At 70.3% G+C, this 14,141-nt stretch carries 14 protein-coding genes; 10 read left to right on the top strand and 4 right to left on the bottom strand.

Annotated elements, in window-relative coordinates; translation table 11 throughout:
• Positions 1-64 precede the first annotated feature (64 nt).
• Positions 65-520, bottom strand: a complete 456-nt coding sequence (locus TA3x_RS18185) for a hypothetical protein (protein ID WP_435016077.1) — start codon at positions 518-520, stop codon at positions 65-67.
• Positions 521-760: 240 nt separating this feature from the next.
• On the opposite strand from TA3x_RS18185, the gene TA3x_RS18180 reads away from it, so the two are divergent.
• The 5 genes from TA3x_RS18180 to TA3x_RS18160 all read left to right on the top strand — a co-directional run bounded on the left by TA3x_RS18180 (position 761) and on the right by TA3x_RS18160 (position 6,858).
• Positions 761-1,981 carry a peptidoglycan-binding protein gene (locus TA3x_RS18180; RefSeq protein ID WP_435016076.1) on the top strand — a complete coding sequence of 407 codons (1,221 nt, stop codon included), beginning with the start codon at positions 761-763 and terminating at the stop codon, positions 1,979-1,981.
• A gap of 620 nt (positions 1,982-2,601) precedes the next feature.
• Positions 2,602-3,735, top strand: a complete 1,134-nt coding sequence (locus tag TA3x_RS18175; protein ID WP_435016075.1) for a radical SAM/SPASM domain-containing protein — start codon at positions 2,602-2,604, stop codon at positions 3,733-3,735.
• Positions 3,736-3,888: 153 nt separating this feature from the next.
• Entirely contained in the window at positions 3,889-4,815 is a 927-nt protein-coding gene (locus TA3x_RS18170; protein ID WP_435016074.1) for a class I SAM-dependent methyltransferase, read from the top strand.
• Between the two features lie 45 nt (positions 4,816-4,860).
• Positions 4,861-6,363 carry a sulfatase family protein gene (locus tag TA3x_RS18165; RefSeq protein WP_435016073.1) on the top strand — a complete coding sequence of 501 codons (1,503 nt, stop codon included), beginning with the start codon at positions 4,861-4,863 and terminating at the stop codon, positions 6,361-6,363.
• A 27-nt stretch (positions 6,364-6,390) separates the two neighbouring features.
• Complete coding sequence (locus TA3x_RS18160; RefSeq protein WP_435016072.1) at positions 6,391-6,858, top strand: hypothetical protein; 468 nt, start codon at positions 6,391-6,393, stop codon at positions 6,856-6,858.
• Here the strand turns inward: TA3x_RS18160 and rsmH are convergent.
• Positions 6,855-7,910 carry a 16S rRNA (cytosine(1402)-N(4))-methyltransferase RsmH gene (gene rsmH / locus TA3x_RS18155; protein WP_435016071.1) on the bottom strand — a complete coding sequence of 352 codons (1,056 nt, stop codon included), beginning with the start codon at positions 7,908-7,910 and terminating at the stop codon, positions 6,855-6,857. The genes TA3x_RS18160 and rsmH overlap by 4 nt on opposite strands.
• An 88-nt stretch (positions 7,911-7,998) precedes the next feature.
• A complete protein-coding gene (locus TA3x_RS18150; RefSeq protein ID WP_435016070.1) occupies positions 7,999-8,418 on the bottom strand; it encodes a hypothetical protein in 420 nt (139 codons plus the stop codon).
• Between the two features lie 164 nt (positions 8,419-8,582).
• Here TA3x_RS18150 and TA3x_RS18145 point away from each other — a divergent pair, with 164 nt between their 5' ends.
• Both TA3x_RS18145 and TA3x_RS18140 read left to right on the top strand, forming a co-directional pair.
• A complete protein-coding gene (locus tag TA3x_RS18145) occupies positions 8,583-9,596 on the top strand; it encodes a hypothetical protein (RefSeq protein ID WP_435016069.1) in 1,014 nt (337 codons plus the stop codon).
• Positions 9,597-9,669: 73 nt separating this feature from the next.
• Positions 9,670-10,173 (top strand): TIGR03067 domain-containing protein, encoded by a 504-nt coding sequence (locus TA3x_RS18140; RefSeq protein WP_435016068.1) that lies wholly within the window; start codon positions 9,670-9,672, stop codon positions 10,171-10,173.
• Positions 10,174-10,295: 122 nt separating this feature from the next.
• Here TA3x_RS18140 and TA3x_RS18135 read toward each other — a convergent pair whose 3' ends face one another.
• Complete coding sequence (locus TA3x_RS18135; RefSeq protein ID WP_435016067.1) at positions 10,296-10,748, bottom strand: VOC family protein; 453 nt, start codon at positions 10,746-10,748, stop codon at positions 10,296-10,298.
• A gap of 217 nt (positions 10,749-10,965) precedes the next feature.
• Here TA3x_RS18135 and TA3x_RS18130 point away from each other — a divergent pair, with 217 nt between their 5' ends.
• From TA3x_RS18130 to TA3x_RS18120, 3 genes are read left to right on the top strand one after another with little or no spacing between them, the layout of a single operon-like run.
• Positions 10,966-11,622 (top strand): GntR family transcriptional regulator, encoded by a 657-nt coding sequence (locus tag TA3x_RS18130; protein WP_435016066.1) that lies wholly within the window; start codon positions 10,966-10,968, stop codon positions 11,620-11,622.
• Positions 11,623-11,667: 45 nt separating this feature from the next.
• Positions 11,668-13,584 (top strand): ABC transporter permease, encoded by a 1,917-nt coding sequence (locus tag TA3x_RS18125; RefSeq protein ID WP_435016065.1) that lies wholly within the window; start codon positions 11,668-11,670, stop codon positions 13,582-13,584.
• Positions 13,581-14,078, top strand: coding sequence for a hypothetical protein (locus TA3x_RS18120; protein WP_435016064.1), 498 nt, complete (start codon positions 13,581-13,583; stop codon positions 14,076-14,078). The genes TA3x_RS18125 and TA3x_RS18120 overlap by 4 nt, the downstream gene beginning before the upstream one ends.
• The last annotated feature ends 63 nt before the right edge of the window (positions 14,079-14,141 follow it).

The raw sequence follows: 14,141 nt of genomic DNA, 5'->3' as shown, positions 1-14,141 counted from the left end.
GGCCCGCCGGGTCGGAGTCGGGCCATCGAAGAACTCGCGTGATCCCTCCGGGCCTGCCCCGGCGTCACGGCCGGCGCGGATAGGCCGGGGAGGTGCTGGCGACGCCGCCCGCCGGCCGTTTCTTCTTCCGCTTCTTCTTCGCGCCGAAGGCCTCCGCCCCCCGGCCCCAGCCGGGGTATCGGCCGGTGGCGGCGGCATAGCCGGCCGGGAGGCCGATGGTCACGAAGCAGGCCAGGCCGTACACGATCGCCGGGACCTTGCTGTTGGGCCGGTGCTCGGCCCGCGCCATCGGCTTGCGGAGGGTGCTGCCCAGGTAGAGCAGGCAGAGGAGGAAGACCGTCGCCCCGAGGATGCGGATGGTGACCGGATGGCTGCCCGGCGAGAGGCAGGCGACGGCCGCCACGCCGCAGAACAGGGCGAAGGGGATCATCATCGGGCCGATCGCCGCGGCGATGGCCAGGAAGCAGACCGCGCAGAACACGAAGAAAACGCCGAGCAGGATTCTCGCGCCGCGACTCATCGGGATGTCCTTGCGGGAGGGAGAGGGGTTGGGAACGTCGAATGTAGCGGTGCCGATGCCGGAAGCAATGGCCCGCCCCGATTCGCCGGGGGGCGCCCGCTGCCGGATGATTCCCACCGCGGCCCCGATCGCGTAAAACGGGGGAGGAAACCCCGCGTTTCCCGCCATCCGTCCCCGCGGGCCGGGCCGCCCCGACCGTCGCGGCCCGAAGCCCCGCCTCCTTCCCTCCGAGTGAATCGCATGACTCGACCCGCCCCATCTTCCGCCGCCCGATCCCGGTTCTTCCTCGCCGCCCTGCTCGCCCTCGGCTCGCCGGCCGTGGCCCGTGCGCAGCAGCCGCCCCCCGCCCTCAAGCCGGGCGACGACGGCGATGAAGTCGAGAAGCTCCAGCGGTCCCTGAACGCCCAGCCCGGCGCGACCAGGATCGACGTCGACGGCGACTTCGGCGAGGGGACCAAGAACGCGGTGATCCGGTTCCAGAGGTCCAGGGGGCTGCCGCCGACCGGCGTGGCCGACGCCGCGACCCGCAAGGCGCTCGGGCCGCCGCCCCCGCCGGAAGCCGAGCCCACCCTGCCCCCCCCGGAGGTGGTCAACGCCGAGGTCATCCCTCGCAAGCCGGCCGAGCCCCTGGACGGGCCGCCCGCCGTGCTGGCCCCGACCTGGGCGATCTGCGACGGCAAGACCGGCGAGCTGCTCTGGGGCGGCGCCGCCGACAAGCCGGTGGAGATGGCCAGCACCACCAAGATGATGACCGCCCTGATCGTCGCCCGGTTCGCCGAGAAGGACTCCAAGGTGCTCGACGAGATCGTCACCTTCTCCGAGCGGGCCGACCGGACCCCGGGCTCGACCTCGGGGATCAAGGCCGGGGAGAAGCTTCCGGTGGGCGAGCTGCTCTACGGACTGATGCTCCCGTCGGGCAACGACGCCGCCACCGCCTTCGCCGAGCACTTCGGGGCCCGGTGCGCCCCGCCGGAATCCGCCCCCGATGAGGCCAACCCCGTGCCCCGCTTCGTCGCGGAGATGAACCGGGTCGCCGCCGAGCTGGGGATGAAGGAGACCCACTTCGGCAACCCCCACGGGCTCCCGGTCGCCGACCACCACGCCAGCGCCCGCGACCTGGCGAAGCTGGCCAGCGTCGGCCTGCGCAACCCGATCTTCGCCCGGGTGGTCAACACCCCGAAGCACGGCTATGCCCCGACCTCGGCCGACGGCAAGACGCGCAACGTGGTCTGGACCAACACCAATCGCCTGCTGGGCACCGAGGGCTACGACGGCGTGAAGACCGGCACCACCACCGCCGCCGGCAACTGCCTGGTCGCCTCCGGCCATCGGGGCGACGGCCACCTGATCGTCGTGATCCTGGGGGCGCCGACCACCGACGCCCGATACGCCGACGCCCGAAACCTGTTCCGCTACGGCTGGACCCGGCTGGCCGCGGCCCGGGGATCGGCCGCCCAGTGAGCCCGGGGGAGTGTCTCCCCGCTGTTTGAATTTCTCAACATCCCGGCGGGATTTCGACCCGGGGGGCCGGCCCAAAACCGCCGACTCCTCGGGATCACCCCTTGCAAAACGCGGGAATTTGCAGTCCACTAGTACGGGCGGGCCGGCCGCGATGAACGGAATGAAGACATAAAGAATAGGCAAAGATGTTCCGGCCCTGTTCCGTTTCGATGCGAACCCCAGGGCGGAGCCCCTCGAACTTGGCCCGATCTGCCCCATCCATGAGCCCCATCCCGCCCGCTTCCCCGCGGGACACGACCCGTCGCGGCGCCCTCGCCCCGGTTCCCCCCGGGCGATCCCGGCCCAACCGGCTCTCCCCCGCCATCTTCTCGGCGGGCCCCGCCCCATCCGCCTTCCCCCATCCGGCGGCGTAATTGCGGGATCGTCACGACCGAAGGCGGCTCCCGTAACCTAGTCTGATCCCAGGAGCAGGCCCCTTCGATGCGCCCGAACCGAGCGACCTGGGACGGCCCGGCCCCCTCCCGCGTCTCCTTGACCGGGATTGCCGCATAGTATTATAGATATGTTCTCCTGTTCCATCGCACCCTCGATCATCCCTCTCGACCTTGGAGCTTCGCGATATGAAAGTCTCGACCCTGGCGCGGCTGGCCTTGAAGCATACCTATAGCCACTTCGCCGAGGAGCTGTACCTGAAGGGCGGCACGGACATCACCAAGCCGGTGACCTTCTACGGGCTGGTGAACGAGCGCTGCAACGTCAAGTGCCGCTATTGCGAGTACTGGAGGCTGCCGAAGTACAAGGACGAGATGACGATCGAGCAGTGGCAGAACGCGCTGCTGAGCATCAAGGATTTCGTCGGCACGTTCTCGATCAGCTTCAGCGGCGGCGAGCCGATGATCAAGCCGGGCTTCCTCGACCTGATGATGTTCTGCCACAAGAACGGCATCCACAGCGGCGTGACGACCAACGGGTCGGCCCTGAACCGCAAGAACGCCGCCCGCCTGGTGGAGGCCCAACCGTTCAACGTGTGCGTGTCGGTGGACGCCCCGTACGCCGAGGTCCACGACTACGTCCGCGGCTGGCCGGGCCTGTTCAAGAAGCTGAGCGACGGCATCCAGTACCTCCGCGAGGAGCGCGACAAGAAGGGGCTGGACTTCCCGATCATCATCAAGAGCACGGTCGGCAAGAACAACTACAAGTACCTGCCCGAGATGGTCGAGTGGACCAAGAAGGTCGGCGCCAGCCTGCTGAACTTCCAGCCGCTGGACCGCTGGACGCCGGAGACCTACGACGAGCTGTGGGTCGAGAAGGATGAGCACGACGAGCTGCAGAAGGTCGCCGACGAGATGATCCGCCTGAAGCGGGCCGGCGAGCCGATCATGAACTCGGAGCTGGTGATCTCGCTGCTGGTCCCCCACTTCCGCGAGGAGAGCGCCCCGCCCGAGGTGATGCCCTGCCGCGTCGGGATGCGCGACTTCTTCATCCGCACCAACGGCGACGTCGAGGTCTGCTTCTTCTACCCCTCGATCGGCAACATCAAGGACACGTCGGCCCGGGACATCTGGTACGGCGAGAAGGCGCAGAAGATCCGCAAGGAGACCATCGCCTGCGACAAGCTGTGCCTCTACACCTGCCTGTCGCAGAAGACGATCGGCGACAAGGTCAAGATGGGCCTGAACCTGCTCAAGAACCAGGGCCGGCCGATGGTGACCCAGATCCAGATGCAGCCGGCCGAGGAAAGCCTGCCGGTCTGAGGCGGCCGCGGCCGCGCCCGGCCCCCGCCCCGATCCCCCGGATGAGCCGGCAGGGCGGGCCCCGGCCGGCGGGATCGTCGCGAAGACTCGAAACAGGCGCCGCCCGCGAGGCGCGGCGATTCGCCGGACCATCAGGACGGGACCCCCACACCCATGACGACGATCTCCACGGACATGAATCCCGCCAAGAGTACCCTCACCGGCAACGTCCCCTGCAACGTCTGCGGCGCCGACGACGCCACGGTCGTGTTCGAGCCGGGCGTCGCCCAGATCAACGGCATCGTCCGCTGCAACCACTGCGGCCTGATGTACGCCAGCCCCCGCGTCAACGTCGATCAGGTCCGCCTGGAGACGGGCCCCGAGGACCTCAACTGGGACCTGACCGCCCAGGTGCCGCAGCGTTTCGAGAAGGAACAGCTCCAGATCCGCGACTTCACCCGGAGCCGGAAACTGCTCAACGAACTCCACCCCAATCGCGGGAAGTTCGTGGAGCTGGGCAGCAGCATGGGGTTCCTGCTCCAGGCGTTCAAGGAGGACGGCTGGGACGTCCTGGGCGTCGACCCCGACCGCGACGGCTGCCGGGTCGCCACCCAGAGGCTGGGCCTGCCGACCATCCCGACCACCCTGGAGGCGGCCGACCTCCCCGACGAGTCCGCCGACGTCGTGGTCATGCTCCACGTGATCGAGCACCTGCCCGACCCGGTCGGCACGCTCTCGGAGATCCACCGGATCCTCAAGCCGGGCGGCCACCTGGTGATGGAGACGCCCCGCTACGACACCCCCAACTTCAAGCTCCTCGGCCGCCGCGAGCGGAGCGTGAGCTGCGACGGGCACATCTACTTCTTCACCACCGACAGCCTCCGCAAGGCCTACACCAAGGCCGGATTCGACCTGGTCCGCCTCGACTACGTCGGCCGCTCATTGACCATCGACCGGCTGGCGTATAACCTCGGCGTGATGACCAAGGTGCCGGCCATCCAACGCGGGTTGATCGCGATGGCCCGCCGGTTGAAACTCAACAAGGCCTGGATCCACCTGAACTTGCGGGACATGCAGCGCGTCTGCCTGGTGAAGCGCTGAGGTCGCCCCGGGGCGTGACGGTGGTCCGTTCCGGAGCGTGATCGGATGTCTCGATCGTTCGGCGTCGCGGCGGTGGCGTGGTGGCTGGGGATGCTCGCCTGCGAGGCCCCGGCGGCCACGCCCAATGTCGTCATCATCTATGCGGACGACCTGGGCTTCGGCGACATCGGTTGCCAGGGGGCCCGGCCCGGCCTGACCCCGAACATCGACCGCCTGGCCGCCCAGGGCCTCCGGTTCACCGACGCCCACGCCTCGTCGGCCACCTGCACCCCCTCCCGCTACGCCCTGCTGACCGGGGAGTACCCCTGGCGCAAGCCCAACACCGGCATCCTGCCCGGCGACGCCAGCCTGATCATCGAGCCCGGCCGCAAGACCCTGGCCGGCGTGATGCGCCAGGCCGGCTACCGCACCGGCGTCGTGGGCAAGTGGCACCTGGGGCTGGGCGACGGCACGCTCGACTGGAACGGCGAGATCAAGCCGGGCCCTCTGGAAGTCGGCTTCGACGAGAGCTTCATCATGGCGGCGACCGGGGACCGCGTCCCCTGCGTCTACGTCAAGGATCGCCGCGTCGTCGGCCTCGACCCGGCCGACCCGATCGAGGTCCGGTACGGCAAGCCGATCCCCGGCGAGCCGACCGGCAAGGCCAACCCCGAACTGCTGCGCGTCCACCCCAGCCACGGGCACGACATGGCGATCGTCGACGGGGTCAGCCGGATCGGCTACATGAAGGGGGGCAAGTCGGCCCTGTGGACCGACGCCGAGATGGCCGACACCTTCACCCGCGAGGCGGTCGGGTTCATCGGCCGGAACAAGGCGAAGCCGTTCTTCCTCTACTTCGCCACCCACGACGTCCACGTCCCCCGGGTCCCGCACCCCCGGTTCGCGGGCAAGAGTGGGATGGGCCCGCGCGGCGATGCGATCGTCGAGTTCGACTGGTCAGTGGGCGAGGTGCTCAAGGCCCTCGACCAGAACGGCCTCGCGGACAACACCCTGGTCCTGTTCACCAGCGACAACGGCCCGGTCGTCGACGACGGCTATCGCGACGACGCGGTGGCCAAGCTGGGCGACCACCGCCCGGCCGGCCCCTATCGCGGCGGCAAGTACAGCAAGTTCGAGGGGGGCACCCGGGTCCCGTTCATCGTCCGCTGGCCGGGCCGGGTCAAGCCGGGCGTCTCGGATGCCCTGGTCTGCCAGATCGATTTCCTCCCGTCCTTCGCCGCCTTGGTCGGCCAGACCGACCCCGTCCCCACCGCCCCCGACGGCCACAACGTCCTGCCCGCCCTCCTCGGCGAAGACCCCAAGGGCCGCGACACCCTCATCGAGCAGGGCAATGCCCTGTCCGTCCGGCGCGGCAAGTGGAAGTTCATCCCGGCCGGCAATGGCCCCAAGATCACCGCGAACACCAACACCGAAACCGGCAACGACCCCGCTCCCCAGCTCTACGACCTCGACGCCGACCCCGGCGAGCGGACCAACGTCGCCAAGGACCACCCCGAGGTCCTCGAACAACTCCGCAACGACCTCGCCGAGGCCCGCAAGGGCCTTTGACTCCGGGCAAAAGCGAGGGAGGCCGACATGGCGCAATGGGATCGGGATCGGTTGCTTGAACTGGTCCCGGAGGCCGAAGCCGTCACCTGGGAGCCGGATCACACCGCGCTCGACTGGATCCAGTGGGCCGGCACCGCGGGCCAGGCCATCGCATACTCTCAGCTATTCTGGCCGGATTTCGTCGAGCACGATGGCTGCCTGTTCCTGGCCGATGGCTTCGATCCGGACAATTATCAACACTGCATGGAATCGTCGAACGGGGATCGGACGCGGGTCGAATCCGTCATCAATCATCGGCATATCCTGGACATCTTCGATCAGTCCCCCCCCTCTCGTGCCCAAATCATGCACCTGGGCAAGGTCCTTCAATCCATGTGGGGGACCAAATTGCGGGCCGAATTTCCCGGCCGTGCGGTCGTCGTCTGGTTCCCCGAGGATGAAGACTTGAGCGATGACCTGGATTACCAGATCACGTTCTTCCAGGATCGATCCTAGGATCCGAGGCCGCTGCGGGTCGCGAACCGCAGCTTGGCCGAGGAGGAGCGGGGGTTGGACCGGCGCTCCTCAGGCGAAGCCGTGAGGAACTCCTTCGAGATTGAGGCGTAGGCGCCGGATTGCAGCCCCTCCTTGAACGCCGCCTTGACCCGGCGATCCTCGCCCGAGTGGAACGAGAGGATCGCCACGCGGCCGCCCGGCTTGAGGCACGAGGGGAGGACGCGGAGGAGCGTCTCCAGGCCGGCGAACTCGTCGTTGACGGCGATCCGGATCGCCTGGAAGGCCCGGCGCACGGCGTCGTCGGCCGGGCCGCCGGGCCGGCCATCCGCCCTGGAGAAGGCAGACCGGACGGCGCCGGCCAGGGCGCGGGTGGTGGTCAGCGGTCGGGCGGCGAGGATGGCCGAGGCGATCGCGGAGGCGCGGGGCTCGTCGGCGTTCTCGGACAGGATCCGGGCGAGGCCGGGGGTGTCGAGCCGGGACAGGAGGGCGGCGGCCGAGGCCCCCTTCTCCGGGTTCATCCGCATGTCGAGCGGGCCGTCGGCCTTGAAGGTGAAGCCCCGGGCCGGGTCGTCGATCTGCATCGACGAGAGGCCGAGGTCGGCCAGGATCACGTCGGCCCCGCCGGGGGCCTCGGCCGCGACGAACCGCGCCAGGCCGGCGTAGTTCATCCGGGCGACGACGACCGCCCCGTCGGGCACGCCGGAGGCGCGGAGCCGGGCCTCGGCCCGGGGCAGCTCGATCGGGTCGGCGTCGATCCCCAGGAGCTTGCCGCCCGGCATCACGGCTTCGAGCAGCGCCAGGGCGTGCCCGGCGTGGCCCAGGGTGCAGTCCACGGCGACCTCGCCGGGCCGGGGGGCGAGCCCGGCGAGGATCTCCGCGACCATGATCGGCCGGTGGGTGCCGGCGGGCGTCTGGCCCCGCGCCACCACCCTGGCCACGTCGTCGGCGTGGGCGTCCGGGCGGAGTTCCTTGTACTTCTCGCGGAACTGCCGGGGGTTCGGGCCGCGATAGCGCGGGCGGCGGGCGGGCTTGTCGGGGGCGGGGTCGCTCATGGGTCCGTCTTACCAGGATCCCGCCCGGGTCGGCAACCTCGGCCCCGGCCCGCCGCCCGCTGCGTGCCGGGGTCCTGGCCGTCAAGGCTCAATATCGGGGGCGTCCGACCACGAACGGGGGGAGTCCATCGCCGGGCTGATTGACGAGGTACTGGCCGTTGGGCAGTCGCTGGGCCGGCAGCGGCGGAAGCCCGTCTCCGGGCCGGTTGTAGACCGGGGGCCGGCCGTCGCCGGGGCGGTTGTACACATACCCGCCGTGGCCGACGTATTGCGACCCGCCATGATATCCGCCGTATCCCCCGCCATACCCGCCGCCGTGATACCCGCCGCCGTATCCCCCGCCATGAGGCTTGCCGCCGTGGTTCCAGCCGCCTCCGTAGCCCCCGCCATGATTCCACGAGGGGGCGGGATAGGAGCCGGGCGGCCGTCCGTACTGCGCCTGGGCCGGGGCCCCGATGCCGCCGATCGCCCCGAACATCACCGCGCCCGCCAGCAGGAAACGTCGCATCGCAGTCCGACCTTGGCCCATCGGGCCATGTTGATCCCGTCGATCTTGTCCACGTCCCCGTGTCGCGTTGCTTCCGGTGATCTCTACGCAAAACCGCACGGTTCGTGTCGAATGGGGACGCGGAAATTTCGCGGCGAACCGCCGGGCCGATCGAGGATCCATCGATGCGAACGCGATTCGGAAGAGCCATCGCCGTCCCCTCGGCCCTGATCGTCGCATGGCTCGGGACCTGCCCCGGGGCCGAGCCGGTCGGCGACCGCCGGGTGGTCGAGCGGACCCCCGGGCTGGTGGCGTTCTGGGCGTTCGGCGAGGAGGCCGGGCAGCCCCGCGTCTCGTCCGGCACGAAGGAGGCGCACCCGCTCGTCGAGGTCGGCGGGCCGATCCCCCGGGTCGAGGGCGGGCCGTTCTCCGGGCTCGCGGCCGAGCTGGACGGCAAGCACTACTTCCGCATCCCCTACGCCGAGGCCGGCGACCTCGACATCTCGGGGCCGGAGGCCCAGGTGTCGATGTTCGCGGCGGTGCGGGTGGTGGACCTCAAGCAGAGCCGGACCATCGCCGGGATGTGGACCGAGGGGCAAGGGGCGAACGACGACTCGGGCACGCGTCAGTATGCCCTGCTGATGAACATGCCGACCTACGGCGGCCCCCGGCAACTGACCCCGCACATCTCCAGCGAAGGGGGCGTGACCCGCCGCGCCGACGGCTCCCCCCTCCCCTGGTGCGCCGACTACGCCGCGACCCGCGCCGAGGTCCCCGAGGGACGCTGGTGCACGCTGGCGTTCACCTACGATGGCCGGTTCATCCGGGCCTACATCGACGGCGTGCTGGAGCCCCGCCCGCTCGACCCGGCCAGGGATAAGCGTACCGACCGCTACTTCACCGCCGAAGGCCCCGGCGGCGGCGACCGGGGCATGAATCCGTACTTCCACGGCCGGGGGATCTTCCGCTACGACCCCGCCCGGCATGCAACCGTCAAGCCTCGGGGCGGGTCCGACTTCACCGTAGGGGCCCGCCACGCGGTCGGCTCGATGCTCAAGGAGGCGACCAAGGGGCGGTTCGGCGGCCTCGCCGTGTTCGATCGAGCCCTGAGCGACGCCGAGATCAAGGCCCTCCACGACGCGGCCCGCGTCGAGGCCCTGAACCGGGCCGACCGGCCGGGCGTGGGCACGGACGGATGATGGCATCAGACTTGCCTCATGATGCACGTCGGCCGCAACCCATGCGGCCCCTTCCGCCCGGGAGAGCACGACCATGACGCGGACGACCTGGACTCTGGGCCTCGCCACCCTGCTGACGCTCGGCTCGGCGGCCTTCGCGGACGACGAGAAGAAGGTGGTGGTCAAGAACGACAGCCACGCCCCGGCCGAGCTGATCGGCGGCTACACGATCGTGGCCGGCGAGAAGTTCGGCGAGAAGGAGCCCGCCGAGCGGATCGAGGGGACGACCGTCCGATTCGCCGAGGACGCCATCGTGGTCCTCGACAAAGAGAAGAAGGAAGTCTACGCCCAGACCTACAAGATCGACTCCAGCAAGAAGCCCTGGACGATCGTCATGAAGAGCAAGATCACCCCCTACACCACCGGCAAGGGGGATGAGACCGTGGCCAAGGGGCTGATCGAGAAGGACGGCGACACCGTCAAGCTGATCTATGCCCTGCCCGGCGGCGAGACGCCGACCGAGTTCAAGACCAAGGAAAAGCAGCTCATGTTCGTCATGAAGAACGAGAAGAAATCGTCCAAGGCCGACTCCAAGTAACAGGGCCTGGTCGATCCTCGCGAGCGGGCGAAAACCCCGGCAGCCCCGGGGTTTTCCCTTGCGCAGGGCCCCGGCCGAGGCCCGCCCCTCGCCCCGGCCGGCATCCGGTGGAAGGCCCCGGCTCAGCCCCCCGGCCGTCCCTGCTTCAGCATGGCATCGACCCGCGCGGCCATCTCCGCCTCGGAGAGGGTTTCCTGTCGGGTGGCGATGAACCAATGGTTGCCGGACGGGTCGATGATGCCGGCCTCGCGATCGCCATAGAAGGCGTCGTACGGCTCCTGGGTCGCGGTGGCGCCGGCGGCCAGGGCGGCGCGGAAGGTGGCGTCGGCGTCGGCGACGTAGAGGTGCAGGGCGCACGGCATGGCCGGGTAGGCGTCGCTGGCGTCGGCCAGCTCGATCGTGGAGTCGGCCAACTTCAGCGATGCGTGCCGGATGAGCCCGTCCGGGCGCTCGACCCGGAAGGCCTCGACGGCGCCGAAGGCCTCGGCCAGGAACGCGATCAGGGCGGCGGCCCGGGGGACGATTAAATAGGGCGTCACCGCGTGCATCCCGTCGGGGATCGGGGACTGGGGCATGGACTCCGCCTCGCGGGAAGATTAGAAGATAAGTTCGCAACTTCGAATGATCGATCGGAAATCCGTCCGGGGGATTTGGCGATTCCCCTACGATTGGACAATCATCGGAAATGGCCGGCGTGGGCCATGACCGAAGCTTCGTGCCTTTTGCGACCGAGATCGCATCGACCGGCGGCGGGTCGGCTGCGTTGCCGGAGGCGGGATGGAACGGGACTGCATGAGCGATCGCATCCGGCGCGTGCTCGCCGAGCGGATCCTCTCGGGGGCGATCGTGCCGGGCACGCGGCTGGTGGAGCTGCGGATCGCGGCGGAATTCGCGACCAGCCAGGCGCCGGTGCGCGAGGCCCTGCGCGAGCTGGAGATGATGCGGATGGTGGAGTGCCGCCCCTATCGCGGAACCTACGTCCGCGAGGTCTGCGGCCGGGAGACCGACGAGGCGTACCGGGTCCGGGGCGTCCTGGAGGCGACGGCGGCGATCCCGGCGGCGGCCCGGCTCTCCGCCGAACCCGGCCCCATGCGCCAGGCCCTGGAGGGCATCCACGCGGCGGCCCGGGCCGGGGATCGCGAGGCCTACTCCCGGCACAACCTCGACTTCCACCGCTCGATCGTGAAGGCGGCGGGCAACTCCGTCCTGCTCCGGGCCTGGGACTCGCTCGGCTTCGAAGCGAGGATCCGGCTCACCGTCTCGCGCGAGGACCACGACCTCCTGAAGGTCGCCCATAGCCACGACGCCATCGCCGACGCCCTGGAGGCCGGGGACGGCCCGCTCGCCGCCCGCCTCCTCCGCGAGCATGCCGAGTCGTTCATCCGCCCGGCCGGGTCGGCCGGAAGTCCGGGGAACAACGGCGCCCTGCCATCGACCCCCGGTGTATGATCGGGCCCCGCGACCGATGCGAGGTCCGAACCGAGGGAGGCGACGATGGCGAGTGCCTGGGGTCCGGGTCCGGTCTTCGTCCATGAAACGATCCTGGAGGCCCGCCGCTGGCAGGTCTATGCCACGCGGTCGGCGTTCGTCCTGTCCCTGCTGGCGGGGATGGCCCTGGCCTGGCTGGATGCGGGGGGACCCCGGGGGGAACTGACCATCCGCGACCTGGCGAGCATCTCCGAGGGGGTCTTCTCCACCCTGGCGATCGTCCAGGTTTCGCTGGTCCTGCTGGCGGCCCCGGCCGCGGCGGCGGGGTCGATCTGCGGCGACCGGGCCCGCGGGACCCTGGCCCACATGATGGTCACCGACCTGTCCGACCGGGAGATCGTCCTGGGCAAGCTCGGCGCCCGGCTCCTGCCGGTGCTGGCCGTCCTGCTGGCCGCGGCGCCGGTGTCGGCCCTCGGCGGCCTGATGGGCGGGCTCGACTTCCCCGCCCTGTTCGCCCTGTTCGCGGAGACGGCGGCGATGGCCGTCTTCGGCGTCTCCCTGGCGATGGCCGCCTCGGTCCGCGCCGAGAGGCCCCGCGAGGTCCTGATGGCGGTCTACGCGGTCGAGGTCGCCTGGCTCATGGCCCTGCCGATCTGGTGGATCGCCCAGGGGATCATCCAGGGCTTCGCGTCCGGTGCCGGCATCCCCGGCCCTCCCCTCTGGTTCCAGGCCGCCAACCCGTTCGTGATCGCATTCGCCCCGTACCATGACCGCACCCTGGGGACGGCCGGCACGGTGGCCGGGTTTTGCGGGGCCTTGCTGCTGCTCTCGGCGATGCTTTTGGGGCTGACGATGCGGGGGCTCCGCCGCTCGGCGTTGTTGCGGCCGGCGAAGAAGGCCGCCAGGCCGGCACGGCGGTCCCTGGGTTCGATCCTGTTCCCCTCGCTGACCGGCCCGAGCCTGGACGCCGGGCCGGTCCTGTGGCGCGAGTGGCACCGCAACCGGCCGTCGCGGTGGGAACGGCGGATCTGGGCCGGGCTGGCCCTCCTCAACTGGGGGATGGTCGGCCTGAGCTTCTACGCGATCGTCGCCGATGGCCTGAACTCGGTGGATGAGGAAACCTTCCTCATCCCGATCGCGATCCAGGCCGCGTTCGGCTTCCTGATGCTGAGCGTCGCCGCGCCGGCGTCGCTGGCCGAGGAGCGGGTGCGCGGGAGCCTGGACGTCCTGATGGCCACGCCCCTGGCCTCGCGGTCGATCCTGGCGGCGAAGTGGTGGGGCCTGTATCGCCGGGTCCTGGTCCTGGCCATCCTGCCGATCTTCGCCGCCGGGCTGTTCGCCGCCACCATGGAGACGAGGTCCGTGGCTGTGCCGGTGGGGCCCGGCCGCACGTTGAAGTTCGTGCCCCTGACGGTCGGCGAGCGGGCGGCGGCCGTGGCCCTGACCGGGGCGGACTTCCTGGCCTCGGGCGCCGCGATCGTGAGCCTGGGCCTGGCCCTGGCCACCTGGATCCCCCGCCTGGGCCGGGCCATGGCCGTGGGCGTGATCGCCTTCTTCTTCTTCGGGATCATCTGGATGATCCTGATCGGATTTCTCCAGTCGCTGCTCATCGACTACCAGAGGTTGCCGTACGACATCCTGATGCAATGGGATGACTGGCTGATGGATCGCCTGGTCTCGATCAGCCCGATCTTCGGCTCGATCATGCCATTGACCGAACTGACGCGGTACGGCTCCCGTCCCATGGGGAACGGGGAATGGATCGCGATGGGCGTGATCGCGGCGTTCAAGTTCGCCGTGGCCTGGGGGCTGTTCGCCCTGGCGGCCGGGACCTTCGACCGCTGCCTGGGGCGGATGCCCGAGACGGCCAGGCGGACGCTCCTCGGCCGCGTCCGGGGAAATCCTGGCCCGATCGCCGGCCGGAGGCCGATCCTGGCCGGGTGGCGGCGGGCGAAGGCGGGGACGGGGGCCGGCATCCCATGACGATCGGCATCGGAAGGCGAGGCGTGGCGGCGATGGCCCTGGGGCTGCTGATCCCCTGGGCCCCGGCCTCCGGGCAGATGGGCTCGATGGGGGGAGGCCGGTCCCTGGGCGGCTACGGCGGCCCGGCGATTTCGTCCTATTACGCGGGGCGGGGTTCGGCCTACGCCCCTTACGCGGGAGGCGGCGGCGCCTACGCTCCCCCGGTCGCCCCGATGCGGCCGGCGGTGCCGATCCCCCGCGGAGGCCCGGACACCGCGATCGGCGGGGCTTCATCGCCGGGCATGGCGGGCGGATCGGGCATGGGCGCCGCGTCCCGGTCGCCGCGCCGGGCGTTGCCGATCGCGGGAGGGATGGGGATGGGCACCCCGGTCGGGATGCCGATGACGGGGGCGACGCAACCCCTCCGAGGCACACGCGGGCCGGGGCTGGGCTGGCCGTTCCGCATGCCCCCCGCCCTGCCCGGCCGGTCGATGGGCGGGCCCGGGATGCAGTGAGTCGACTCGCTGGGGCGGCCCATCCGGGCAATTGCCCTCGCGCCGTCGCGGGCTATCATCGTG

Source organism: Tundrisphaera macrotermitis (assembly GCF_051175315.1).
Taxonomy (GTDB): Bacteria; Planctomycetota; Planctomycetia; order Isosphaerales; family Isosphaeraceae; genus Tundrisphaera.
This window is presented reverse-complemented; position numbering and strand designations above follow the sequence as displayed.